The sequence below is a fragment of the Bifidobacterium tibiigranuli genome, assembly GCF_022655035.1.
GTDB classification, from domain to species: Bacteria; Actinomycetota; Actinomycetes; order Actinomycetales; family Bifidobacteriaceae; genus Bifidobacterium; species Bifidobacterium tibiigranuli_A.
Genome location: NZ_JALCUA010000001.1, coordinates 47,950 through 71,641 on the forward strand (window position 1 = coordinate 47,950; position 23,692 = coordinate 71,641).

General features: G+C 60.9%; 18 protein-coding genes. 11 read left to right on the plus strand and 7 right to left on the minus strand.

The window, feature by feature from the left end:
• Positions 1-3: 3 nt before the first annotated feature.
• Positions 4-885: an ATP-binding cassette domain-containing protein gene (locus LKK40_RS00185; protein WP_304308183.1), complete on the minus strand. Its 882-nt coding sequence runs from the start codon at positions 883-885 to the stop codon at positions 4-6.
• Between the two features lie 491 nt (positions 886-1,376).
• Between LKK40_RS00185 and LKK40_RS00190 the strand changes: the two genes are divergently transcribed.
• Positions 1,377-2,333, plus strand: a complete 957-nt coding sequence (locus tag LKK40_RS00190) for a LysR substrate-binding domain-containing protein (protein WP_304308184.1) — start codon at positions 1,377-1,379, stop codon at positions 2,331-2,333.
• Positions 2,334-2,389: 56 nt separating this feature from the next.
• Here LKK40_RS00190 and LKK40_RS00195 read toward each other — a convergent pair whose 3' ends face one another.
• Entirely contained in the window at positions 2,390-3,400 is a 1,011-nt protein-coding gene (locus LKK40_RS00195; protein WP_304308187.1) for a LacI family DNA-binding transcriptional regulator, read from the minus strand.
• Positions 3,401-3,633: 233 nt separating this feature from the next.
• Here LKK40_RS00195 and LKK40_RS00200 point away from each other — a divergent pair, with 233 nt between their 5' ends.
• From LKK40_RS00200 to LKK40_RS00210, 3 genes are all read left to right on the plus strand, one after another.
• Complete coding sequence (locus LKK40_RS00200) at positions 3,634-4,386, plus strand: SDR family oxidoreductase (RefSeq protein ID WP_273328372.1); 753 nt, start codon at positions 3,634-3,636, stop codon at positions 4,384-4,386.
• Between the two features lie 54 nt (positions 4,387-4,440).
• On the plus strand, positions 4,441-5,361 hold the full coding sequence (locus tag LKK40_RS00205) for an AEC family transporter (protein ID WP_304308189.1): 921 nt from the start codon (positions 4,441-4,443) through the stop codon (positions 5,359-5,361).
• Between the two features lie 68 nt (positions 5,362-5,429).
• A complete protein-coding gene (locus tag LKK40_RS00210; RefSeq protein ID WP_304308191.1) occupies positions 5,430-6,638 on the plus strand; it encodes an aminotransferase class I/II-fold pyridoxal phosphate-dependent enzyme in 1,209 nt (402 codons plus the stop codon).
• A gap of 112 nt (positions 6,639-6,750) precedes the next feature.
• Here the strand turns inward: LKK40_RS00210 and LKK40_RS00215 are convergent, their stop codons facing one another.
• Positions 6,751-7,791, minus strand: a complete 1,041-nt coding sequence (locus LKK40_RS00215; RefSeq protein WP_304308193.1) for a LysR substrate-binding domain-containing protein — start codon at positions 7,789-7,791, stop codon at positions 6,751-6,753.
• Positions 7,792-7,988: 197 nt separating this feature from the next.
• Between LKK40_RS00215 and LKK40_RS00220 the strand changes: the two genes are divergently transcribed.
• The 5 genes from LKK40_RS00220 to LKK40_RS00240 are packed head-to-tail and all read left to right on the plus strand — an operon-like array spanning position 7,989 to position 13,580.
• Positions 7,989-8,768 (plus strand): LamB/YcsF family protein, encoded by a 780-nt coding sequence (locus LKK40_RS00220; RefSeq protein ID WP_304308195.1) that lies wholly within the window; start codon positions 7,989-7,991, stop codon positions 8,766-8,768.
• Positions 8,768-9,484, plus strand: coding sequence for a 5-oxoprolinase subunit B family protein (locus LKK40_RS00225; protein WP_304308197.1), 717 nt, complete (start codon positions 8,768-8,770; stop codon positions 9,482-9,484). The genes LKK40_RS00220 and LKK40_RS00225 overlap by 1 nt, the downstream gene beginning before the upstream one ends.
• Positions 9,481-10,479 carry a biotin-dependent carboxyltransferase family protein gene (locus tag LKK40_RS00230; RefSeq protein ID WP_304308198.1) on the plus strand — a complete coding sequence of 333 codons (999 nt, stop codon included), beginning with the start codon at positions 9,481-9,483 and terminating at the stop codon, positions 10,477-10,479. The genes LKK40_RS00225 and LKK40_RS00230 overlap by 4 nt, the downstream gene beginning before the upstream one ends.
• 60 nt (positions 10,480-10,539) lie before the next feature.
• Positions 10,540-12,369, plus strand: coding sequence for a biotin carboxylase N-terminal domain-containing protein (locus LKK40_RS00235; protein WP_304308200.1), 1,830 nt, complete (start codon positions 10,540-10,542; stop codon positions 12,367-12,369).
• A gap of 44 nt (positions 12,370-12,413) precedes the next feature.
• On the plus strand, positions 12,414-13,580 hold the full coding sequence (locus LKK40_RS00240) for a carboxyl transferase domain-containing protein (protein ID WP_304308202.1): 1,167 nt from the start codon (positions 12,414-12,416) through the stop codon (positions 13,578-13,580).
• A gap of 112 nt (positions 13,581-13,692) precedes the next feature.
• On the opposite strand, the gene LKK40_RS00245 is transcribed toward LKK40_RS00240, so the two are convergent.
• Together LKK40_RS00245 and LKK40_RS00250 are read right to left on the minus strand one after the other, a co-directional pair.
• Positions 13,693-14,199 (minus strand): GNAT family N-acetyltransferase, encoded by a 507-nt coding sequence (locus LKK40_RS00245; RefSeq protein WP_304308204.1) that lies wholly within the window; start codon positions 14,197-14,199, stop codon positions 13,693-13,695.
• Positions 14,196-17,462 carry a UPF0182 family membrane protein gene (locus LKK40_RS00250; protein WP_304308206.1) on the minus strand — a complete coding sequence of 1,089 codons (3,267 nt, stop codon included), beginning with the start codon at positions 17,460-17,462 and terminating at the stop codon, positions 14,196-14,198. Before LKK40_RS00250 ends, LKK40_RS00245 begins: the two co-directional genes overlap by 4 nt.
• Before the next feature lie 152 nt (positions 17,463-17,614).
• Between LKK40_RS00250 and LKK40_RS00255 the strand changes: the two genes are divergently transcribed.
• Positions 17,615-18,895 (plus strand): glycoside hydrolase family 3 N-terminal domain-containing protein, encoded by a 1,281-nt coding sequence (locus tag LKK40_RS00255; RefSeq protein WP_304308207.1) that lies wholly within the window; start codon positions 17,615-17,617, stop codon positions 18,893-18,895.
• 188 nt (positions 18,896-19,083) lie between these two features.
• Here the strand turns inward: LKK40_RS00255 and LKK40_RS00260 are convergent, their stop codons facing one another.
• Both LKK40_RS00260 and LKK40_RS00265 read right to left on the minus strand, forming a co-directional pair.
• Entirely contained in the window at positions 19,084-20,361 is a 1,278-nt protein-coding gene (locus LKK40_RS00260) for a uracil-xanthine permease family protein (protein ID WP_304308209.1), read from the minus strand.
• A 254-nt stretch (positions 20,362-20,615) separates the two neighbouring features.
• On the minus strand, positions 20,616-21,443 hold the full coding sequence (locus LKK40_RS00265) for a histidine phosphatase family protein (RefSeq protein WP_304308211.1): 828 nt from the start codon (positions 21,441-21,443) through the stop codon (positions 20,616-20,618).
• Between the two features lie 289 nt (positions 21,444-21,732).
• On the opposite strand from LKK40_RS00265, the gene LKK40_RS00270 reads away from it, so the two are divergent.
• The gene (locus tag LKK40_RS00270; RefSeq protein ID WP_304308213.1) at positions 21,733-23,370 is read left to right on the plus strand and encodes an ABC transporter substrate-binding protein; all 1,638 of its coding nucleotides are present in this window, start codon (positions 21,733-21,735) and stop codon (positions 23,368-23,370) included.
• Positions 23,371-23,692: the final 322 nt, after the last annotated feature.

Sequence of the window (23,692 nt, forward strand, 5' to 3'; positions counted from 1 at the left end):
CGCTCATGCCTCCTTAGTCAGGGCCGCGTTGTGATCCAGCGTCGGCAGCGCGTCCAGATCGTAGGAATTCAGCCGCGGCACGCAGGCGAGCAGCGAGCGGGTGTACGGCGAGCGATTCTCGTCGCCGAGCTGCGCGGTGTCGCAGAAATCCTGCACATGCCCGTGGTAGAGCACCAACGACTTGTTGGTGTACTCCCTCGCCAGATCGATGTCATGCGTGATGATGATCAGCGCGGTCCCCAGCTCTGCGGTCAGTTCGAGGATGAGATCCATGACCCTTCTGCTCACCGAGGCATCTAGCGCCGACGTGGGTTCGTCTGCGATAAGCAGCAGCGGCTTGGAGCACAGCGCCAAGGCGATCATCACGCGTTGGCGCATGCCACCGGACATCTCATAGGAGTGCAGCTTTATCACGCGCTCCGGCTCATGAATGCCTACCTTGTCGAGCCACTGCACGGCCTCCTTGCGAATCTGCGAACGGGACTGGGAGGTGAGCGAGCCAAGCACTGTCCTGAACTGGTGACCGATTGAAGCGACTGGGTCGAGAGATGTCATCGCGTCCTGAAAGATCATCGACACGCCTTGACGCCGCGTGGGTATGACTGCGACGCTCGCGCTCATATCCACGTTTTTGCCAGCTATCGAAGCCGTCGGGCAGTCGATTTTCGCGATTCTCGACGGCAGCAGACCGGCGACCGCCATGGCGAGCGTCGTCTTGCCCGATCCTGATTCCCCGACGATGGCGAGGCGATCCGATTGCTGCAGGCTGAAGCTCACGTCGTTGACCACGGCGTTATAGCGATCATCGCTCACGTAGGCAATGGACATGCCCTGCACCGTTACGGCTTCGCGAACCGGTGGTGCGTCCGGTGAAGCGTGTGTCATATTCTCCTCCATTACGCAAACCTTTCATTGCTCATTGCTTTTGGCTGTTGTTTGTTGCGCTGCGTGCCGCAGCGTGTTGCTTGGCTGAACGAACCGTCCATTGCTGGATTGCCCTTGCGCATGCCTTACGCGATAGGTGCCGTTGCGAGCGGCAGGTTAAGCATCGGCATTGTGGATGCGTTGACCACACCGTAAAGGAGCTTTGTTTCCTCTGGCGATGAAATGCCATGCGCTTTTGTTATCAACCCATAGCATGGGTGTTTTCGCTAGGATTGCGGCCGGATGTCCTCACCCATACGCATTTTCAAGCGACAAATGCCTTGGAAAACGCCTATTCGCGCAGCATCGAGACACGAAGTAGCGTAAAGTCCGGTACTGCGGCGGACGCACCATGAGCCGCGCCATTTCACATTTTCGAAACACGTCAGTAATGCAGACGGAACCGGGACACGCTCCAATGGAATTCGTTTCAACGGGGTATGGAGGCTTACATGGATACGAAAAAACTGTTTTATTTCACTCAATTGGCCGATTACGGCAGCATCGGGCGGACCGCTGAAATTCTCAAGATCTCCCAGCCGGCTCTCAGCAGGCACGTCGCCTCATTGGAGAAGGAGTTCGGTCACCAGCTTCTGACCCGCAGCCAGCACGGCATCGCGCTGACCCCCGCCGGCGAATCGCTGTACCGCTCCTCCCAGATGATCCTGCGCATGGAGCGCGGCACGCTGCGCCAGATGGGCCGGATAGGCGCCGGGCCATCCGGACTGGTATCGCTAGGTTTGGGCGCATACAACTGCGCCAACGACATCGCCTCGTCCGTGCTGGAAACCGTGCTGAGCGACTACCCGGGCATCTCTGTCCACTGCGTGGAGGCGCTGTCGACCACCTTCAGCCAGGCCGTCAAGATGGGCGTGCTCGATGCCGCCATCATCTACGATCCCGGTTTCATACCCGGCATTCACTGCGAGGTAATCAGCACCGAGGACCTTTACGTGGTCGCACGCAGGGATCTGCGCGTCACGGAGCCGGGGACGAACAGTATCAGCCTTGAAGCCATGGGAGGCCTTGAGCTTTTCCTCCCGGAATCAGACAACATCCTGCGCCAAATCGTCGAATCGGCTTTCCGCAAGCACAATCTCGAACTCTTCATCCGCGCGGAAATCGAATCGCCGCTGGTGCTGCGTCAGGTCGTCGAAAAAGGGCTGGGCTGCACATGCCTGCCCCAATCCTCAGCGGAGGAGATATTCCCCGGGCGCGAATTCCAGAAGCTGCGCATCGAGTCGCCCGCCCTCATCGCCTCATTCGCGCTGTGCACGCCCGACACGCAATTCAGGTCAAGTGCAGCGGATGTCGTGGTCGAGCTTATTCGCAACGCCGTCGACAAGCAGCGAGGAACCGGACGCAACGCGAAAAGCCGCAAGACTTCCGAGGCGACGCACAAGCGGTAAAGCAGCGGAGCAGCAAGGCAGCAGGCACGTTTCGCCACCCTAGCCCATACAAATGCTCAGACAGCCGCACCAGCCGTCGAATGCCGTATGGCCAGCTGAGCTGGCAGGCACTGCGACTGGGGTTCGATATTCGCGGAACCAAGCTGCGTGACCAGCATCTGGGCTGCTGACCGGCCTAGCTCATCAGCAGAGGCGGATACCGTGGTGAGCTGCGGCTGCACCATCTGCGCAGCAAAGCAATCGTCGCAGCCAATCACGCTGATATCCTCCGGCACGCGCATGCCGATGTGGGCGAAACGCCGCATGGCGCCCAAGGCGAGCAAGTCGTCGAAGAACATCACGCCGGTCACCCCGCTGATGGCGAGCGCATCTGCCGCCGCCTCCCCCGCGACGAGCGAAGGCCGGTATGGTCCCAGCTCCTTCACCGACACGCCCGGCAGATCGGCCGCCTCGTTCATGACGGCGCGGTACCGGGCGCGGTCCAGCCGCGAATCCGAGGGGCCGTGGACATAGGCGATTTCCTGATGGCCCAGCGATGCCAGATAGCGCAGCGCCTGCTTCATGGCGCTAGACGTGTCGGCGATCACAGAAGACATGCCTTCCAGCTCGCGGTTCACCACGACTATCGGCGTGTTGGCTCCCTTGTGCCGCAGCTCCTCGTCGCTCAGGCGCGGCGAGGCCAGAATCATCCCGTCCACGGTTCCCGAAAGCTCGCTGATCCAGCTGGCCTCCTGATCGCTCGACTCGTCAGTGCTCACCAGCATGAACAGGTATCCCAAAGACTGCACACGGGCATGGCAGCCGCGGATGAGATCGAGCGTGACAGGATTGGTCAGGCTTGGCACGACGAGCGCCACGGTCCCTCGAATGAAGCTCGGAGTAGATGCTCCGAAATCATCGTGGTATCCAAGCTCTTGGGCCGCACGCACAATCCGCTCGTAGGTATGCGAGTTCACGCGCCCGGGGTCATGCAACGCCCGCGACACAGTCGAGGGAGCGAGATGGCATGCCTGGGCGATGTCGGTGAGTGTCACTCGCCGGTCGTTCCTCCGCTGCGGGATGGTCATGGTCCCCCTCTCCTCTTGCCGCAAGGCAGCTGCGCATAGCAATCCTGTGTCACAAAACGTGCCTATGGCAATTTCTGTGACAATTTTCAGCCGGGTAATCTGGCAATCCCCATCAGCGTATAACCCTCACTGCATAAATCTGGCAAACGCCGCTGTGTGTTACATCTCGGTAATACCGGCCAGCATATGGTGTGCCCCATCCGTCACAACCAACGTTACGTAAGGCGACATCCATGACATACAGCGATTACACAACTGCGCTCGTTACCGGCGCTTCCAGCGGCATGGGCAACGCCACCGTACGCAGATTCACCGAACGCGGACTCACCGTCCACGCGGTCGCACGCGACGCGAAACGTCTGGAACAGCTAGCCGAGGAGACCGGCGCAATCCCCCATGTGCTGGATCTGGCCGACACGGACGCCATCGAACGCGAGTTCACGGGGATGCAAATCGACATCCTGGTCAACCATGCAGGAGTGAGTCGACCCGGCAACATTCTCGACGCCACCCGGCAGGACCTCGAGAACATGGTGAACATCAATCTCGGCGCTATTCTGCAGCTTGTCCGCATACTGCTGCCCGGCATGGTGGAGCGCGATCTGGGCCATATCGTGAACACCAGCAGCATCGCAGGACTCTACAATTTCTTCGGCCACACCGGCTACCATGCGACGAAGGCCGCTGTGCACCAGCTCTCCCGGCAGCTGCGCAACGATACGGTTGGCAAGCGCATCCGCGTCACCGAAATCTGCCCTGGTCGCGTGGAGACCGAGATATTCGCACGCAATGTGGGCGGTTCGCCACAAGCCATCGAGGCGGCGCGCAAGGAGTATTTCGACGGCTATGAGTCGCTGACCACCGACGATATCGTCAACGCCATCGACTTCGCCATCGATTCGCCTCGCCGCATGAACGTCGGTCTGATGGAAATCATGCCGACCTTCCAGGTGCCGGGCGGGCTGACCTTCAATCGCCGCGGCTGAGGGCGAGCGAGCGCTTATGAACTCATCTACGCATCTGCAAAGGAATCGACGGCTATGACCGCTGTTCTCTCGAGTTTCCTGGTCGTCGGCTCGATCATCGTGCTGGGGTACTTGCTGCAAAGGAATCACATCCTCGGCAACAACGCCGAGCTCATCATCACACGGCTGGTGTTCTTCGTTGCCTCCCCGGCGCTGCTGTTCACCACTGTCGGCAAATCCAAGCCAGCCGATGTCTTCGGTCCTGCTATGGCCGTGCAGGTGATCAGCGTGGTGGCGGTCGTCATAGCCTACGTGCTGTTCAGCATCCTGGTTTGGAAGCAATCCTGGGCGCAGACCGTCGTCGGCTCCATGTCGTCGTCATACGTCAATGCCGGCAACCTCGGCATACCGCTGGCCGCCTATGTGCTGGGCAATGCGGCTCAGATCGCGCCGATCCTGCTGTTCCAGCTCGCCATCTACACGCCGGTCGTCATGCTGCTGCTGGAACTCACATCGCAGCGCAAGGCCAACATCGGCAAGTCGCTGCTGCATGCCTTCGCCAATCCGATATTGCTGGCGAGTTTCGCCGGGGTGATCGTCATGGTCACCCATTGGCATGTCCCGAATGTCATCATGGAGCCTATTCAATTGCTATCCGGCATCTCCGTGCCTGGCATGCTGCTGACCTTCGGCATGTCCTTCGCCGCCGATCGCACGCTGCTCTCCAGCGGTTCGACGGGACCGGTGGCAACCGCCGTCGTGCTCAAGAACATCGTGCAGCCGGTTATCGCCTTCTTCCTTGCCAGCAGACTGTTCGACCTCACCCCGGCCAACGTGATGGCCTGCGTAGTGATGGCGGCGCTGCCGGCTGCCCAGAATGTGTACACCTATGCCACGCGCTTCGGCACCGGCAAGGAGCTGGCCCGCGACGGCACGCTGATCACTACGCTGGTTTCGGTGCCGGTTATCGTCGTCATCGCCTTCCTGCTGTCGTGATGACGCCAGAACAGCGACGGGACATTCCCCACGAATATCTATAATCCATGCTTATCGAAAGGATCATCATGCCCAGCATACGTTTGAGCGAACGCGTCACATCCATCAAGGAATCGCCGAGCGCCGTGGCGGCGGATCATGTCCGCGATCTGCGCGCCCAAGGGCGCAATATCCTCTCGCTGACGGTGGGCCAGCCGGACTTCGACACGCCCGAATCCATCTGCGAGGCCGCTGTTGAGGCCATCAAACACGGCGAGACGCGCTACACTTCGGCCAACGGCACGCCCGAGCTGCGCAACGCCATCAAGCAGTACTACCTACGCCGGTATGGCCGTCCCTGCGAGGATGACGAGATATGCGTAGGCGTCGGCGGCAAGCAGGTGATCGCGCTGGCACTGATGGCGACGCTGTGCCCTGGCGATGAAGTAATTGTGCCCGCGCCCTACTGGGTGTCGTACACCGATATGGCCATCATGAATTCAGGAACCCCCGTGGTCGTCGAGACCACGGAAACCGACGGCTTCAAGATGACTCCGGAAGAGCTTGAGCAGGCCATCAGCGACTCCACGCGCTGGCTGATCCTCAACTCGCCCAGTAATCCTTCCGGCGCGGTATATTCCACGTCCGAGTTGCAGGCGCTGGCCGATGTGCTGCGCAAGCACAGCGACGTGCTGGTGCTGTGCGACGACATCTACAACGAAATCGTATTCTCCGACGCCAAGCCGGAAGGGCTGGTCAGCATCGCGCCCGATCTCGCCGACAGGATTCTGACGGTCAACGGCGTGTCGAAGACCTACGCCATGACCGGGTGGCGCATCGGATTCGGCATCGGGCCGAAGGCACTGATCGGAGCCATGAACAAGCTCGTCTCGCAGATATCATCCTGCGCCTCGTCGGTCAGCCAGGCTGCGGCCGCCGCAGCGCTGACCGGAGACCAGAGCGCCGTGGGCAAGATGGTGCAGGCCTACCACGAACGCAGGGATTTCGCCGTCGAACGGATCAACCAGATCGACGGACTGTCCTGCCTGTCGCCGGACGGCGCGTTCTACATCTACGTGAACTGCGCCGGACTGATCGGACGCCACTGCCCCGACGGAACGGTTCTTAGCGACGACGCGGCCGTAAGCGACTACTTCCTGTCCCAAGCCTCGGTAGGCACGGTTCCGGGCACTGCCTATGGCCTCTCGCCCTACTTCCGCATCTCCTTCGCCACCTCCATTCAAGTGCTAGGCGACGCTTTCGACAGCATCGAGCAGGCTATCTCCGTGCTGCAGTAACGCCCGCGACGGCCCAGACTTTGGCTTCTAAGCTGAACATCCGACGACTCTTGAGCCGACGCACGATGCTGCGTCGGCTCATTCATTCCTGGGTTCGCCTATGTGCAGAGCCTCAGAAGCCGTTGTCGCTGATTTCCTGGTCGCTTATGGTGTCGCGCAGCACCTGAGCGACCACTTCAGTGCCGCGCGAATGCGTTGCCTCGGCGGATGTCGCTAGGGCGAAGCGCACTTCGACCGAAGGTTCGCGCAAGGGCATGATGGCGAACTTCTCGCTGTCAAATACGGCCTGTGCCACATGCGAGGGAAGAATCGTGTCGCCTATCCCCCGGCTCACTGCCTCGGGCAGCGGCGCGGTGTGCTCAAGCTCCAACGACACCTGCGGTATGCTCATATTCACGCTGTAGGCCTGCTCGACCAAGGCCCTAAGCGTATGCGTAGATCGCGGGAGAATGAGATCTCGGTCCGTGATATCCGCCCAGCGCACGCCGCGAGGTTCGGCTGCCAGCACGTTCTGGCTGTGGCTTTGTTGCCTGCTGTGATCCAGCGTCGTTATGTTCAGCCCTGTTGCATTCAACGCCGTTGCACCCAATCCAGTGCCTGATTCCGTACCTGCTGCTCCTATGAAAGCTGCATCATCGCGTGGGGCCACGAAACACAAGCGGTCATGCAGCACCGTCTGCAGCTTGACGCCCTTGACCGGCCCGGGATGGTAGATCAGCGCGACATCCAGCTGCCCCAGCTTTACCGCCTGACTGTGCACGACCGACAGCGCTTCGACGATGCGCAGCGTTATGCGCGGGTACTGCCGCTTGATCTCCGCGACCAGTCGGACCATGAACGCAGGCGTGATGCTGAACGGGGCCACGCCGAAGGTCACGGTCTCCTGCGGGGACTCATACTCCTCTTGCACCTGCTGGCGCGCGGTTTCCTCGAGTCGCACGATGTCTTTGGCATATCGATACAGCGACCACCCCGCAGCCGTCGGCACCACGCCGACATGTCGCCGCGTGAGCAGCTGCTGATTCATATCGCGTTCGAGTATCGCAATGCTTTGGCTCAGCGCCGGCTGCGCGACATGCAGCAGCTGCGCGGCGCGGGTCATCGAGGCGGAATCGACGATGACAATGAACTGGTGCAGCCGACGAGTTTCCATACGTACCCCAATCGATAGGGAATGTTCCAGACTTTCAAGAAGTTTCAATCTATAAGTAAATCATATATTACTACTTAGGAAACATATCCGATACATTGGCAAACCCATGATGTGAATATCAAAGCCCACACAGGGCACAGACCCGTACGGGTGTAACGAACCCGGCAAGGAAATGATTTCAAGGAAAGGGTGGCATTATGCAAGGCAGTGGCACAACAGCGACGATCGATCTGGTCGCCGACATGGGCGAAAGCTATGGCCAGTGGCGCATGGGAGACGATGATGCGTTCCTGGAAATCATTACCTCGGCCAACATCGCATGCGGCTACCACGCCGGAGACCCGCGGACCATGGACAGGATTGTGAGTCTGTGCGCGCAGCGCGGCATCGGCATCGGCGCACACCCCTCCTTCCCCGACCGCGTGGGATTCGGCAGGCGCATGATGGAGCTGAGCGAGACGGAAGTGCGCACGGACATCATCTACCAGCTCGGCGCGCTGCAGGCCTTCGCCGCCGCGCACGGCACCAAGGTCACGCATCTGTGCCCGCACGGCAAGCTGGGCAACAGCGTCATCACGAGGCCGGACTATGCGAAAGCAATGGTCGACGCCATCTACTCGGTCGACCCGTCCATTGTGCTCTACACGCAACCGGGGCAGACGGCAGACCTCGCACGCGAGCGCGGCCTTAAGATCGCTATGGTCGGCAACATCGACCGCAGCTATGAGGACGACGGCACGCTGACACCCCGAGGGCTGCCGGGAGCAGTACTCAGTGACCCCGAGGAGATCGCAGCGCGCACCATTCGCTTGGTCAAGGACGGCATCCTGGTCAGTCGCAATGGCAAGGAACTGCACCGGCACGTCGACACCATTCTGCTGCACAGCGATGGAGCGAACGGGCTTGGCATCGCCAAGGTCGTGCGTCAGCGCGTTGCAGAGGCCGGCATTACCATCCATCGGTTTGCGAGCATCTGATGACGAATCCATTGCTGATATCGCCCTGCGGCGAGTGCGGGCTGCGCGTGGAATCCACGAGCGGCGAGGACGACGAGGACTGGCGCACCGTGCACAATCTGTCGCGGCTGCTGGGCATGGCGCAGCTGCCGGGGCTCTATGACGCCGTGCCGACCTACAACTCGACCTTGCTGGAATTCAATCCAGTGCTCACCGATGCGGACACCGTCACGGCGTTCGTGAGGCTGCTTGAGCAAGCACATGATCTCACGGCCCCACTGCCCCAGGCCCGCATCTTCGATGTTCCCGTAGTGTATGGCGGCGAGTATGGCCCCGATCTGCCGTTTGTGGCGGACTATCTTGAGCTTTCCCAGTCTGAGGTGATTCGGCTGCACGGCGCACAGGATCTTATCGTGCGTTGCCTGGGCGGCCCTGCAGCATCGTGCATGACCGACGGTCCGGAGTTCGCCAAACCCATTCCGCGCTTGGACGACCCTCGGCTCTCGGTTCCCGCCCAATCGGTTTCACTGGCAGGACGGCAAGGCGTTATCGGGCCGGTGAAGGCGCCGAGCGGGTGGCGGGCCATCGGCATTACCCCGATTCAATTGATGGATCTGGACGACCCCGACCTGGTGCCGTATCGGCCCGGCGATCACATCCGATTCCGCGCCATCGAAGAATCGCAATGGGATCAATACAACGGACGCGCCATGCGCGATATGGAGGTGCAACGATGACGATAACGGTGAATTACGCCGGTCACGCCGTCGTCACGGATCTGGGCCGCAGCAAAGGACCAGTGCGCGGACTGTCCATATATGGTGCGCTCGACCAGACATCGGCCCGGACAGCCAATGCACTCGTTGGCAACGCGCCGAATGCCCCGCTGCTGGAATGCTTGGCCGACGGACTGACGTTCACTGTTGACAACGATGACGTCCTTATCGCGGTGACCGGCAGTCCTATGGATCACGCGAGCGTGGACGACGAGCCGCTCGACATGGACACGCCCATCAGCGTCAAAGCTGGGCAGCAAGTCGTACTTGGTAATGCAGTCGGCGGGCTGCGCACCTATCTCGCCATACGCGGCAGCCTCGCCGCTCCGCGCCTGCTCGGCAGTTGCGCCCCGGACACCATGCTCGGCTTCGGCTTGCGTCTGCACGACGGCGACACGATTGAAACACTCCTGCCCTCCCCGCCGCTGCCTAATCTCTTCGAGGGCATACCCTATATCAACCTGTATGTTCCCTCGCCACACTTCGATGACGATATTCTCGTGCCAGTGCTCAAAGGGCCGGACTGGAGCGAATTCACCGATGCAGGCGAGATTCTGACCACGGAGAGCTACATCGTGGACCCACGCAGCAATCATGTAGGAATCAGGCTTTCCGGCACGACTCCTCAACGAAGCGAGAACCGCGGCGAAGTACTCTCCCGCGCAGTGCCGGTCGGTGCCATCGAAGTGCCAGCGGACAATGCTCTGCTGGCCTTGCAGCGCGGACGCGGCATCACTGCCGGATACCCAGTGCTTGCCGTGGTCAGCTCCTGCGGGCAAAGCCGGGTCGCACAAGCAAGGCCGGGTCAGCAGCTGCGATTCAGCCTATGCGATATCACGAGCGCATCGGCAGCCGCGCGCCAGCAACAGCGCACAATATCGGATATAGCCACGCGAGTCAACGCGCTGCTGCACGCCTCGTGGCGCGTCGTCCCCGAGAACGAATGGACCTTATAGATGTCTGAAAACACAGTGTCTGAAAATTCAATATCATCCGAATCACCCAATGCAATGGCAATGGCCACAGCCCAAACCGCACGACCCTTCCACCGGGTGCTGGTCGCCAATCGCGGCGAAATCGCCGTCCGCGTGCTGCGGGCCGCGCATGATGCCGATCTGACTGGCATCGCGATCTATGCCGAGCAGGACCGCGACAGCCTATTCGTTTCCTTAGCCGATGAGGCCTACTCCCTCAATGGTTCCAGCGCCAAAGACACCTATCTGAATATCGACCGCATTCTTGACATCGCCAAGCAGTGCCACGCCGAGGCGATTCACCCGGGGTATGGTTTCCTGTCCGAAAGCGACGAATTTGCCCAGCGCGTCATCGACGCCGGTCTGGTCTGGATAGGGCCCAGCCCCCAGGCCATTGCGACGCTCGGCAACAAGGTCGCCGCACGTCATATCGCTACGCTCGTTGGCGCGCCATTGGCTCCCGGCACAGTCGACCCGGTCAATAGCGTCAAGGAGATCGAGGACTTCGCCCGCACTGCGGGAATGCCCATCGCCATCAAAGCCGCATTCGGAGGAGGCGGCAAGGGATTGAAGATCGCCCATCGATTCGAGGAGATACCCGAGGCCTTCGAATCGGCGACTCGCGAAGCCATCGCCTCATTCGGACGGGGCGAATGCTTCGTCGAAAAGTATCTTGACCATCCTCGCCATGTCGAAACGCAATGCCTTGCCGATATGTACGGCGACGTCACGATCATCAGCACCAGAGACTGCTCCTTGCAGCGGCGCAATCAGAAACTCGTGGAGGAAGCTCCTGCCCCATTCCTGAGCGATGAGCAGCATCGCCTGCTGGTGGAGTCCTCCAAGGCGCTGCTGCACGAAGCCGGGTATGTCGGTGCCGGAACCTGCGAGTTCCTGCTCAGCACGGATGGCACCATATCGTTCCTTGAGGTCAACACACGGCTGCAGGTGGAACATACCGTATCCGAGGAGGTCACCGGCATCGACCTAGTCTGCGAGCAGTTCCGCATCGCAGCCGGCGGGCATGTCACCGATACGGACGCGACCGCCCACGGCCATGCCTTCGAGTTCCGCATCAACGCCGAAGACCCGGCACATGACTTCATGCCCCAGACTGGGACGATCACGCGGTATCACGAACCTGGCGGGCCGGGCGTGCGCGTGGATTCCGGAGTCGAGGAGGGCGATAGCGTCGCTCCGGCCTTCGACTCGCTGCTGGCGAAGCTGATCGTCACCGGCCCCACGCGAGCCGTGGCGCTTGCCAGAGCGCGACGCGCGCTGGCCGAGTACACCATCGATGGCGTAGCCACCGTGCTCCCCTTCCACCGCGCGATTGTCAATGAACCGGCGTTCATCGGCAGCGAACATGGCTTCTCCGTGTATACACGATGGATTGAGAATGACTTCGCGAATACTCTGAAGTCCTCCGACGATGCCACTGTTCAGCCCGCTCAGCCGACCAAGCAATCGGCTGAGCTGCACACCGCGACCATCGAGTTGAACGGTCGTCGCGTATCGCTGCGCTTCCCCGAAGGTTGTCTCGACAACGCCATCACCAGCGGCGTGCAAACCGTTGCAGGCGCCGCTTCGCCAGCCCCCACTCGTCATCGTCAGCAGAGCGCGAACGATTCCGGCAGGCCTGCGGCGCAGGCGCATGATCCCGGCGATGTGCTCGCTCCTATGGGCGGCACCGTCGTCAAGGAAAACGTACATGTCTCGGATGTCGTTCATGAAGGCGATTCGCTGCTGGTCATCGAAAGCATGAAGATGGAGCAGATCGTCCGCGCCCCGCATGCTGGCACGGTTACGGCGCTGCTGGTCAAGTTCGGTGACACCTTCGCCATAGGGCAGCCGCTGCTCACCATCAAATGACGTCAAGCGTTCTGATCGACGATTCGCTCGGAGAGGAAACCCATATGACACAGCATTCCGCTGATTTTTTCGCAAATCTGGCCGACGATATTGATACAGACCACTATCACGTCTCTTCGCACGACTCGGTCTGGTCCTGGTCGGCGCTGCACATCTTCGGCAGGGACGTCGTAGCGGCGACCATTGATGTCGCACAGTGTGTACAAGGCCAATGCTCACAGGATCAAGGCTTGCTGAGGCAGGAGACGTGCTCGTTCCCGCAGCTTGGCATGATCTCGTCCATGCGGCTGCCGCTTGTCATCTGCTGGAATGGTTTTGAAAGCGGAGACGAAGACGATAACGCGCGCTCCGCGACGCTGCGTTGTGATGCCTTGCGCATGGCGCTGGCACAATATTCCAGCGCTGCGCCAATAGTGTCGATTGTGCAAGGTTCGGTGACCGGCCCGCTCGCCAGCTGCCTGGCGCTCTCGGATTTCATCATCGCTGCCGATGCAAACGCTTCGTTTGCCGTCAACTCACCCACGACTATTCTGCAAACCACCGGGATCACGTGCAAGGCGACCGCTGAATCCCGACAGTCCGATTTCAGCTATGTCGCGCAGGATCTCGCCGACGCTACGGATTTCGCACGATTCCTGCTCTCCTTCCTGCCTTCAGTGATAGGCACAGCCGCACCGGTGTTCGATGCCCCGGCGCATGAACTCACGGTCTCCGAGCAACGCCATATCCGCATTGCCGAGCTGTTCGACGCCATCACCGATGATGACACGCCGCTGTATCTGGGCAGTTCGAGCGATGCCTCGGTCGCATTGGGATTCGCGCGAGTGTATGGCCATTCCGTCGGCGTTATCACGCCGCATGGCCCGCGCGATCGCATGCTGATCGATGCGAGGGCTTTGACAGATATCACCGCCTTCGCCCGGCTCTGCCAGCGTTTTTCGCTGCCTGTCATATCGTCTATCGACGAGTTCCGGTTCGCGCCGGAACCGCTCGGCGGTGCCGCAGCACGGAGTGACTCCGCTATGCTGCACGATGCCGCCACATTGGCTGCCATACAGGCGGACAATAGTCAGCTTTGGGTTCACGTTGAAGCTGCTGAATCGTCGTTGATTCGTCTTTGGGCTAACGGTGCAGACGAAAGTATGAACCTCGCTCAGCTTGACATGATGCTACAGCATCTGCTCGCTGGGCACGCACCTTGTGCACGCTAACTTGATGCTGCCGTACAGAATGTAACGTTCTCAGGGTCGATTTCGTTGCATTTTGTACGGCAGCGCCACGGTAGCGTAGCTTTCGTCAACGTGGCGCTGCGCTACCGCTGGCTCACAACTCCTTATACCAGTACGACATATCGATGTAGCGACTGCCGTCGTAGCAGGCCTTCGGCAGGAAACCGAAACGGGTGAAGCCGAAGCGGTGCATGAGGGCGACCGAGCCGGCGTTGTCGGCGAAGATCAGCGCGGTGGCCATGCGGCAAGAGCGCTGCCTGGCGGCGTCGAGCAGCCACTCGACCATAGCGGTGCCGTAGCCATGATGCTGGGCGCTGGTGGCGATGTAGTAGCTCAGCTCGACCACGCCATCGTAGGCTTCGCGCGGGTGGAAGTGCGAGAGCGAGCCGAAGCCGGCCACGCGGCCCGATTCGTCCTCAAGCACGACCACCGGGTAGTCGGCACGCGGCGTGTGCGATGCGACCCACTCGCGCCGCTGCTCAAGCGTGCGAGGCTCAAGGTCAGCCGTAGACCCGCCGGCGAGAACGGCCTGATTGTAGATGTCGGTTATCGCCTGCAGGTCGTCGTCCGTGGCGTCGCGGATGATTGCCCCGACCGTCATTTTTCGAGCTCCAAGGCCTTGGTCAGAGCGTCATTGAGCTGCTGCTGTGCCTTGCCATATGCACCCCAATCGCCTGATTTCATGGCCGCATCGCTATCCTTCATAGCCTGCGAAGCCTGCTGCAACGCCGACTTGAGCGCAGCGCTCATGCCCGCGGAGCTGCCCGAGCTGGAAGCACCCGGCGCAGAACCGCCTTGCGCGTTGGATTGGCCGCCGGATTGACCGGATTGACCGTTTGCCGATCCGTCTGGCTCTCCGTTTCCGGACGCATTCGCAGCGTCGCCGGCCGCCGCCCCTGAATTGCCTCCGAACACCTGGTTCAACGCCTCATTGAGCGTATTGGCGAAGCCGACCTGCTGTCCAAAGGCCACCAGCACCTTTTTCAGCAGCGGGAAGCTCGTCGCGCCGCTGGACTGCACATACACCGGCTGCACATACACCAGTCCGCCGCCCAACGGCAATGTCAGCAGGTTGCCGCGCTTGACGTTCGTGGACCCGGATTGCAGAAGGTTGAGCTGCTGGGAGACCGTGGCGTCGGCGTTGAAGTTATTCTGCGCCTGCCCAGGCCCTGGCACATTCGAGTTCTTTGGCAGCTCCTGCAGTCGCAGCGTACCGTAATTCGGCCCGATCACGCCCTTTTCATTGCCGGCATCGGAATCCACCGACAGGAATCCGGTCAGAATCTCGCGCGTCGACGACCCCGCTGGAATATAGGTGGAGGTCAGCGAGAACACCGGATGCTTCGAACCGCCGGTTTGCAGCGTCAGGTAATACGGTGGCTGCAGCTGGTTCTGCTGCTGGGCTGCGGCCGAAGCCGTCGGATCGACCGGAGTCTGCCAGAAATCCTCGCCGGAGAAGAACTGCCCGGCGCTGGTCACATGATATTGCGCCAGCAGCCCACGCTGGACCTTGAACAAATCCTCAGGATAGCGCAGATGGCTCATCAGGTTGCCCGATATCTGGGAAAGCGGATGATATTGCCCGGGGAAGATCTTCTGCCACGCCTTGATCACCGGATCGTTGGCATCCCACGCATACAGGGTCACCGAGCCATCGTAGGCGTCGACGGTCGCCTTCACCGAGTTGCGCATGTAGTTCGCCTGCTGCGGCCCCAGACCAGGCATCGCGCCGGACGCCGTCGAGGAATCGCTTGAGGCGGTGCCCAGATTGGTCGTCTGCGAATAGGGATAGGCGTCAGAGGTGGTGTAGCCGTCGACAATCCATTTCACGCGACCATTGACCACCGCCGGGTACACGCGGCCGTCGAGCGTCAGATACGGCGCGACCTTCGCCACACGTTCGGCCGGACTGCGGTCATAGAGAATCTGCGAAGCGGAAGTCACGCGGTCGGAGAAGAGAATCTGCGAGGAGCCGAAACGAATCGCATAGAGCAGCCGGGAGAAGAAATTGCCGATGCTCGGGCCACCGTTGCCCTTGAAAGTATTCGTCGCCCCCGACGAACCTGTCGGGTAGTCGAACTCCCACGGCTGGGTGCCTGCCGGAGCGCCGACAATCGAATAGTCGGAGACATTGGGCGAGAAGTATATCCGCGGCTGATAATGCTGGGCGTCAGTCAGCGCCCCCTGCGTCGGTATGCCGGATTCGAAGAACTGAGGCTGACCGTCGGATGTCACCTTGTTGCCATACGCGGCGACGACGCCATAGCCGTGCGTGTACACGGTGTGGTCATTCACCCAGTTCTGGCTGTCCAGACCGGCGAGGTTGAGCTCGCGCGCCCCGATAACCGTATCCTGGCTGGCACCGTTGATGTCGTACTTGTCGATGGTGAGCGTATCCGGGAAGGAATAGTACTGCTTGGACTGCTGCAGCTGCTGGAAGGTGGGCGACACCACTTGCGGGTCGAGCAGACGTATCTGCGCGGTCGTCTCGGTCTGCGAGGAAAGGGCGCCGGCTGTGCCTTGCGTCGTGGCGGCGTACTGCTCGGTTTTCAACGCGTTGAGGCCATATGCCTGCTGCGTGGCCTGAATGTTGCGCTGAATATAGGTGGACTCCACCTCCTGCGCATTCGGGTTGACCTGGAACTGCTGCAGCAGCATCGGCCATAGACCGCCCAGCAACATGGAAAGAATCACGGTGATGGCGATGGCGGTCACCGGCACGCGCCACGCGCGCAAGGCAGTCGACACGCGCACTCCCGATGAAGCGGGCTCGGCAAGCGCCTTGGAGCGCATAAGCCATACGCCAAGCAGCACACCCAATGCGGCCGTGAGCGCAGCCATGATAAAAGTCACCGGGATAGTGGCGTGCACTGCGGTGTAATCAGCGCCAGTGAAGCGGTCGCCCTGCTGGGTCAAGCTGCTGAACACACTTAGCACCTGGCGTGCGGACCATGCAAACATATTGAGCATCAGCCATATCGCCAACTGCCTGCGCGCGTGCCGTGTCATGGTGAAAAGCCCGCGCCCGTTGGTAGGCATGGTGATGCGGATGCCTGCCATGAGCACATGCGTGACCAGCGAAAAGACCAGTCCCACAAGCAGCAGCATCGAGACGGCGGACAAGACCAATCGCAGACCGGGAAGCACGAAGACATAGAAGCCGTTGTCGAGTCCGAACTGCGGATCGCGCGTACCGAACGGCTGCGCGTTGAACATCAGCAGAACATCGGCCCAATTGGCGTTGAATTGCGAGCCGAACACAATGCCGACGATAAGCGAAATGACAGCCGCCACACGACGCGCGGTTTTGGAGCTGACGCTTTTGCCGATCTCGACCACATCGCCATTGATTCTGATGGTGGAGCCATCCGCGGAATCGGGCCGCGCCCTGATGGCCAATACGGCAGACGCCAAGCCCACTGCGGTCATGAGCACGGCATAGGCCACCCACAGACCCACCTTGGTTCCTAGCTGCGTCCACACCACGCTTTGGAATCCGAGCTGATCGAACCACATCACATCGGTGATGAATCGATCCAGCGCGAAGAACAGGCCGATGACAACCGCCAGCGCCACGACGACGCCGATGAGAATCTTCGAGCCACGCGCGGACGGCAGCCCGGAGCCCTTGGCGCGTTTGCTCGAGCGTCCGCGCGGCGGGCGCGTGCCGTTGCCGTCGGAGCCACCAGCATTCTCGGCGGATTCGCGGGAGCTTGCATTGCCTTGCGCATCGTCGCCATCGACCTGCACATCGATTATCACGGGATCGTCCCCGTTGGCGCTGCGGCGCGCCTTGCGGCCTGACGGGTCTGGGCCGTTGCCGTCAGGGTCGAACATCTGGCCGAATACATCGAAGAATGACATGTCTCTCACCCTACTATGAACCCGGAGCAGACGGGGCGGGCGCGTTCGCTCTGAGCACCTTACGACACGGTGGTCCCTCACAACGCGCGTTGCCGCGCGACGCGGCGGCAGACGGTTCTCTGTTGCGACTATGGCCGTGGGATAATCGAGGAATGGCCCCACGACATATCCAGCACGGTTCTCAACGGCGGCACACCCGCATTCGCAACGCAATCATTGTCATTCTCGTTGTGGCTTTGCTCGCCGTGGGGCTGACAGCGACAGGTTTATGGTGGAAAGCGAACAATCATTTCCCAATGTCATCTGCCTCGGCAACCACGCAAGCGCCAGCAGTCATACGCCGCTCGAAGGCTCCGAAAGTCTCATCCTCACCAAGCTCTAACCCAGCCGCCGACACGCCGGAGACGAAGGCGGCCAAGGCCGTAAACGCCATGCCGCTCAACGCTCAGGTCGGCCAGCTGGTGATGGCACCGCTATTCGCTGGCAGCGACCCGTCAAGTCTGCACGACTTCGTCGCCAGTCAGCATGTCGGCTCGGTGCTCATCATCGGCAATTGGAATACGGGAACCGCTGGCGTGAAGCAGGTCACCGATGCCCTGCAAAGCTACACGCCCCAAGGCAATAAGCTCATCGTGGCGACCGACCAGGAAGGCGGGCAGGTGCAGCATGTGCGCGGCCCCGGCTTCGATGCCATGCCCTCCGGTGTCGAACAAGGCCAGCTGAGCCCGGACCAGCTCACCAGCTCCGCATCCCAATGGGGCAGGCAGCTCAAATCAGCCGGCATCAACGTCGACTTGGCCCCGGTCACCGATACAGTGCAGACCAACCGCGCCGGCAACGCGCCCATCGGGGCGCTCGACCGCGACTTCGGATTGGACGCGCCCGGCAACGCGCAGCATGCCGTCGCGTTCATCAACGGCATGCGGCAGGCGGGAGTCGAGGCGACAATCAAGCATTATCCCGGACTCGGCGCAGTCAGCGGCAATACGGATTTCACCGCCAACGGCATTCTCGACACGACCACGACGCTGGACGGCAACGAAATAGGCGCATTCACCACCGCGCTGCAAGCCAATCCAGGCATGGTGATGATGTCGCTGGCCACCTATCAGGCAATCGACCCGGCGAATCCGGCGGCGTTTTCGAGCGCGCTGATCGACGGGCATCTGCGCGCCCAGAGCGGATATAAAGGCGTCGTCACCTCGGATTCGCTGTCCGCGACCGCCGTAAGCGGCATCGCGCCCAACCAGCTCGGAGTGAGATTCGTCGAAGCCGGAGGCGATTTGGCCTGCATCGGCGCAAACCAGTATGTGCAGCCTATTCTCGACGGGCTGAACCAGCGGGCCGCCAATGACCCGGCCTTCGCGCAGAAGGTCAAACAGTCGGCAACGCGCGTTATGACCCTGAAATACCGCATGGGGCTGGCGCAGTAAGGGCTGCATCCGCAGACACAACGTCCGCCAGGAGCAACTCTGTCTTGTTTATGACAGTTTTCAACGACAAATGGCAGGAATGAGACAGAGCTCAGCGTGCTCTGTCTCATTCCTGCCATTACAGCGTGCTTACTGTCATAAACAAGACAGAGTTGCCGCAATCAATCCATTCCGAGCGTTTGACTCGCTCACTCGTCCTTGGGCACCGCTCCGGTCGCATGGCCGATGGCCTTAAGACCGTGGTACATGACCAGTACCGCGATGGTGGCGATGGCGATGCCGTTGAACTGCACGCCGGAAACCGCGAAGGCGAAGTTGGCGATGCCGATGATCATGGTGACTGCGGCGGTCATGATGTTGAGCGGCTTGTTGAAGTCGACATGGTTGTCGACCCAGATGCGCACACCCATCATGCCGATCATGCCGTAGAGCAGCGTGGTGACGCCACCGAGCACGCCGACGGGAATCGTGTTGATAACCGCGCCGAACTTCGGGCACAGGCTCAGGATAAGCGCGAAGCCAGCTGCGCACCAGTACGCGGCGGTCGAGTAGACCTTGGTCGCGGCCATCACACCGATGTTCTCACCGTAGGTCGTGGTGCCGGAGCCGCCGCCGAAGCCTGCGATCATGGTGCCCAGACCGTCAGCCGCCAGCGCGGTGCCGATCTGGTTGTCGTAGTCGCGGCCGGTCATCTGCGCCACCGACTTGACATGCCCCACGTTCTCAGCGACCAGCACGAGCACCACGGGCAGGAACATCGGCAGAATCGAGAAGTCGGCCTGCGGAAGGTGGAACTGCGGCAGACCAATCCAAGCAGCCTGCTGCACAGGCTTGAAATCAACCTGGCCGCGCACGCAGGCGTAGATATAGCCGATCAGTACGCCGAGCAGAATGTTGAGGCGGCCGAGCAGCCCACGGAACAGTACGGCGACCAGCAGCACGGCGACCAGCGTGACTGCGGCCGTGTCGGGTGCCGCCTTGAAGTTCGTCCAGACGTTCGGCGCCAGATTGAAGCCGATGATCGCGACGATTGCGCCATTGACCACTGGCGGCATGATGATGTCAATCCACTTGGCTCCGGCGAAATGCACCAGCAGGCCGACCAGTCCCAGCAGCAGGCCGGTCATCATGATGCCGAAGCTGGCGACCGCGATGCCCTTGTGCGCCGAGGCGACCGCCGCGATGGGGGCTATAAAACCAAACGAGCTACCCAAGTAACTGGGTAGCTTGTTCATATTGATCAGCAGGAACAGCGCCGTCGACAGCGCCGTGAAGAACAGCGTGGTCGAGGGGTCGAAATGGGTGAGAATCGGAACCAGGAAGGTCGCGCCGAACATGGCGACCACGTGCTGCGCTCCGATGCCCGCCGTGCGCCCCCACGTCAGGCGCTCGTCAGGGGCGATGACCTCGCCCGGTTTCAGTGTCTTGCCGTCCCAATGCAGTTTCCATGTGAAGATATTGCTCATGGCTATCCCTCTCCTTGTTCTCTTCTTATCTCTCGTGTGGAAATTACGCGCGAGGTACCGAATCGGCCCGCGCATCGTGTGCCATTGTAGCCATGCCATAGCCAATCGGCGTTTCTGACATATTTCCAATCGCTTGCATGAAGGCGCAATTGGCTTATTTCCGAGCGTTTGCGAAAGGGTGCAGGGAAATTCAGAGAGAGATAGGTAGTAGAGCCTGAGCGCAGCTATACCTAGGCATCCTAGGCAACGAGCGCTTAGCGCGCCAAGCCGGAGAGATGCGGATCGACCGAATGCACCACATCCACCAGATCGCCGTTGGAAAGCAGCGGGCGTTGGAATTCGCGCCACGGCTCGACCTCGACCTCCCAGCGCCCGGCCTGCCGGTCGAACACCGGCCGCGCAGTCTGTTCCCAGCGCACGCGATGCGTGGTGCGCCCGGTCTGCGGGTCGCGGCGCGAATAATGCAGGCAGGTGCAGTTCGTGATGCGCCATTCGGGTGCATCGGCACGCTTGAGGAATTCCTCGTCGGAGAGGTCTTCGAGCGTGAGCATAAGCGCCTGCATGAAGTCGCCATGGCTGACCACCACCACCGACTGCGCCTCGGCCCGTCGATCGAGCGAAGTCAGCAGATTATGCACACGGTTCTCGGCCACATCGGCGATGGATTCGCCTGCCGGCGGCCGCCAGTACAGCGGGTCGGTGCGCTTGAAAATCCAGTTGCGCTGGTAATTGGTGCGAAACTCGTCCTGCGTGACAGTGCTGATCTCGCCCCAAGAGCGCTCGCGCAGCACGCGCGTCTCCTCCCATTTGGCCTTCGGCAGCGCCATCGTCGCCGCCGTCTCGCGCGTGCGCACATACGGCGAAACCAAGTAGCGATCGAAAAGCTGCTGTTTGGAGACCAGCCAGCGCCCGATGCAGTCGGCCTGTTTGCGCCCGGTGGCGGTCAGTCGCCACGATCGATCAGGAACCGTGACATTATCCTGCGTGAACAGGGAATTATCGCCGGCCTCCCCCGCTTTGACGATGACATTTGCCTCCGACTCCCCGTGTCGTATCACATACAGATCCAATGGCATACCCATGCCCTATTCCTCCTTGAAACCGCGCCCCGCGGCCATCCGTCCATTCATTCATATTATCCACTCCATACTGTACCGTCATCCGTCCGCATTCGGCCACTCAAAGAGGCTATTCGGAGAGGTAATCCGGAGATTCGGGCGCGCAGGAACTCGCTCTCGGCCAATTCGCATAGGCGATTTTCCCATAGGCAGCCCATCGCAGGCAGCTCGTCATAAGCAGCGCCGATAGCGCAAGACAACTGACGGGAAGACCCCTCAGGTAGCATAGGAGCAACCGCGTAAGGAGCATCATATGACCATTTCAGCCCGAAAAGGCAAGACATTCGCCGCACTTGCAGCGGCGCTCGGCATCGCATTGGCGCTCGGTGGCTGCGGGGCCTCGGGCGGCGGCAGCGCCTCATCAGGACCGGCAACCATCACTGTCAACGATGCCGAGCCTGCAGCAGGGCTAGTGCCCAGCGACACCAACGATCTGGCCGGATGGAAAGTAGTCACCCAGCTGTTCGAAGGGCTGGTCACCTTCAGCAACAGCGGCAAGCTGATCTACGCGGACGCCCAATCCATCACGCCGAACGCGGACGCCTCGCAATACACGATCAAGCTGCGCCCGGGGCTAAAATTCTCCAACGGCGAGGCGATCACCGCGAAGACCTACGCTCAATCGTGGTCCTTCGCGGCCAATGCGGCAAACGGTCAGATGGGCGCCTCCATCCTGTCCGATATCGCAGGCTACGCCGCACTGCAAAATAAAGGCATCGACAAGAATGCGCAGCTTTCCGGCCTTGACCCTCTCGATGATTCCACGCTCAAGGTGACGCTCGCCGCCCCGGACTCGTCCTTCGCCTACAAGGTCGGCGATGTAGCGTTCCTGCCGCTGCCATCAGAGGCCTACAGCGACATTAAGGCCTTCGGGCAGAAGCCCATCGGCAACGGGCCTTACAGCTTCAAGTCATGGACGCACGACCGGCAGATCGAGCTCGTACCCAACAAGACCTACACCGGGCCGCGCAAAGCCCAGAACGGCGGCCTGACCTTCCGGCTCTACACCGACTTGGACAGCGCCTACGCCGATTTGCAGGGCGGCAACCTCGACGTGCTCGACACGATTCCCAACTCCGCGCTATCCACCTACGCCAAGGACGGTTCGGTGCAGGCCTTCAACAAGCCCGGCCCCGGGTTCAAATCCTTCACTATCCCCCAGAATCTCAAGCATTTCACCGGCGAGGAAGGCCGCCTGCGCCGGGCCGCGATCTCCTTGGCCGTTGACCGCGCCACCATCATCACGAAGGTGCTGCACAACACAGCCACTCAGGCGACCGATTTCACTGCGCCGACCATCGTTGGACACAGCACGAGCCTCGCCGGAGCCGACGTGCTCAATCACAATGCTGCCAAGTCGAAGGAGCTCTGGAAGCAGGCCGATGCGATAGCCCCGTGGGACGGCACATTCCGCCTGGCCTACAGCGCCGACAGCGGCACCAAGCCGTGGGTCGAGGCAATCGCCAATTCCATCGGGAACGCACTGGGAATCAAGAGCGAGCCCTACGCCTTCCCCACGCAGAAGGAGCTGACCGGCGCGATTCAGAATCGCACCATCGGCGCAGCATTCCTGCAAGGCCTACAATCCGACTATCCGCATCCCGAAGGCTACCTCGTACAGGCCTACTCCTCCACGGCAGCAGACGGCAAGGGCCTGAACAACGGGGATTACAAGAGCGCAGCCTTCGATGGCCTGCTCGCCCAGGCCGCCCGGCAGACCACGCTGGGTGGCGCAATCGGCTACTACCATCAGGCCCAGGAGCTGCTGTTCAAGGACCTGCCGGTGATTCCGCTCTGGTACGCAAACGTCAACGCAGCCGCTGGCAAAAATGTCAAGAACGTGTCGTTCAGCTACATGGGCGTGCCCGAGTACCAGAAGCTGAGTAAGTAACGGCCTGCATCATGCGGTCTGCATCCCGCGGGTTCTACCAGTCCTCCGTACTCTGTCTCGTTTGTGACATCTATCCGGGTTAATTGTCGTAAGCGAGGCATAGTTCCGCGGACTCTAGCTCGTTTGTGACATCTAGCCCCAGTTAATGTCGTAAACGAGACAGAGTCCCTGGGATTGCCACCACGTTTGGACGTAAACCCAGCTTAGCGTCACGAAAGGGGCATTATCCGAGTAGCTCTGCCCCTTTTGTGCCTCTTAGCCCTAATAAGCGTCACGAAAGGGGCATAACCGCACTCAACGGTGCCTTTTTCGTGACGCAAGC

What these genes read in the sequence shown, in the direction of transcription:
- LKK40_RS00185 (WP_304308183.1), bottom strand. Translation starts at nt 885, where the DNA reads ATGACACACGCTTCACCGGACGCACCACCGGTTCGCGAAGCCGTAACG.
- LKK40_RS00190 (WP_304308184.1), top strand. Translation starts at nt 1,377, where the DNA reads ATGGATACGAAAAAACTGTTTTATTTCACTCAATTGGCCGATTACGGC.
- LKK40_RS00195 (WP_304308187.1), bottom strand. Translation starts at nt 3,400, where the DNA reads ATGACCATCCCGCAGCGGAGGAACGACCGGCGAGTGACACTCACCGAC.
- LKK40_RS00200 (WP_273328372.1), top strand. Translation starts at nt 3,634, where the DNA reads ATGACATACAGCGATTACACAACTGCGCTCGTTACCGGCGCTTCCAGC.
- LKK40_RS00205 (WP_304308189.1), top strand. Translation starts at nt 4,441, where the DNA reads ATGACCGCTGTTCTCTCGAGTTTCCTGGTCGTCGGCTCGATCATCGTG.
- LKK40_RS00210 (WP_304308191.1), top strand. Translation starts at nt 5,430, where the DNA reads ATGCCCAGCATACGTTTGAGCGAACGCGTCACATCCATCAAGGAATCG.
- LKK40_RS00215 (WP_304308193.1), bottom strand. Translation starts at nt 7,791, where the DNA reads ATGGAAACTCGTCGGCTGCACCAGTTCATTGTCATCGTCGATTCCGCC.
- LKK40_RS00220 (WP_304308195.1), top strand. Translation starts at nt 7,989, where the DNA reads ATGCAAGGCAGTGGCACAACAGCGACGATCGATCTGGTCGCCGACATG.
- LKK40_RS00225 (WP_304308197.1), top strand. Translation starts at nt 8,768, where the DNA reads ATGACGAATCCATTGCTGATATCGCCCTGCGGCGAGTGCGGGCTGCGC.
- LKK40_RS00230 (WP_304308198.1), top strand. Translation starts at nt 9,481, where the DNA reads ATGACGATAACGGTGAATTACGCCGGTCACGCCGTCGTCACGGATCTG.
- LKK40_RS00235 (WP_304308200.1), top strand. Translation starts at nt 10,540, where the DNA reads ATGGCCACAGCCCAAACCGCACGACCCTTCCACCGGGTGCTGGTCGCC.
- LKK40_RS00240 (WP_304308202.1), top strand. Translation starts at nt 12,414, where the DNA reads ATGACACAGCATTCCGCTGATTTTTTCGCAAATCTGGCCGACGATATT.
- LKK40_RS00245 (WP_304308204.1), bottom strand. Translation starts at nt 14,199, where the DNA reads ATGACGGTCGGGGCAATCATCCGCGACGCCACGGACGACGACCTGCAG.
- LKK40_RS00250 (WP_304308206.1), bottom strand. Translation starts at nt 17,462, where the DNA reads ATGTCATTCTTCGATGTATTCGGCCAGATGTTCGACCCTGACGGCAAC.
- LKK40_RS00255 (WP_304308207.1), top strand. Translation starts at nt 17,615, where the DNA reads ATGGCCCCACGACATATCCAGCACGGTTCTCAACGGCGGCACACCCGC.
- LKK40_RS00260 (WP_304308209.1), bottom strand. Translation starts at nt 20,361, where the DNA reads ATGAGCAATATCTTCACATGGAAACTGCATTGGGACGGCAAGACACTG.
- LKK40_RS00265 (WP_304308211.1), bottom strand. Translation starts at nt 21,443, where the DNA reads ATGGGTATGCCATTGGATCTGTATGTGATACGACACGGGGAGTCGGAG.
- LKK40_RS00270 (WP_304308213.1), top strand. Translation starts at nt 21,733, where the DNA reads ATGACCATTTCAGCCCGAAAAGGCAAGACATTCGCCGCACTTGCAGCG.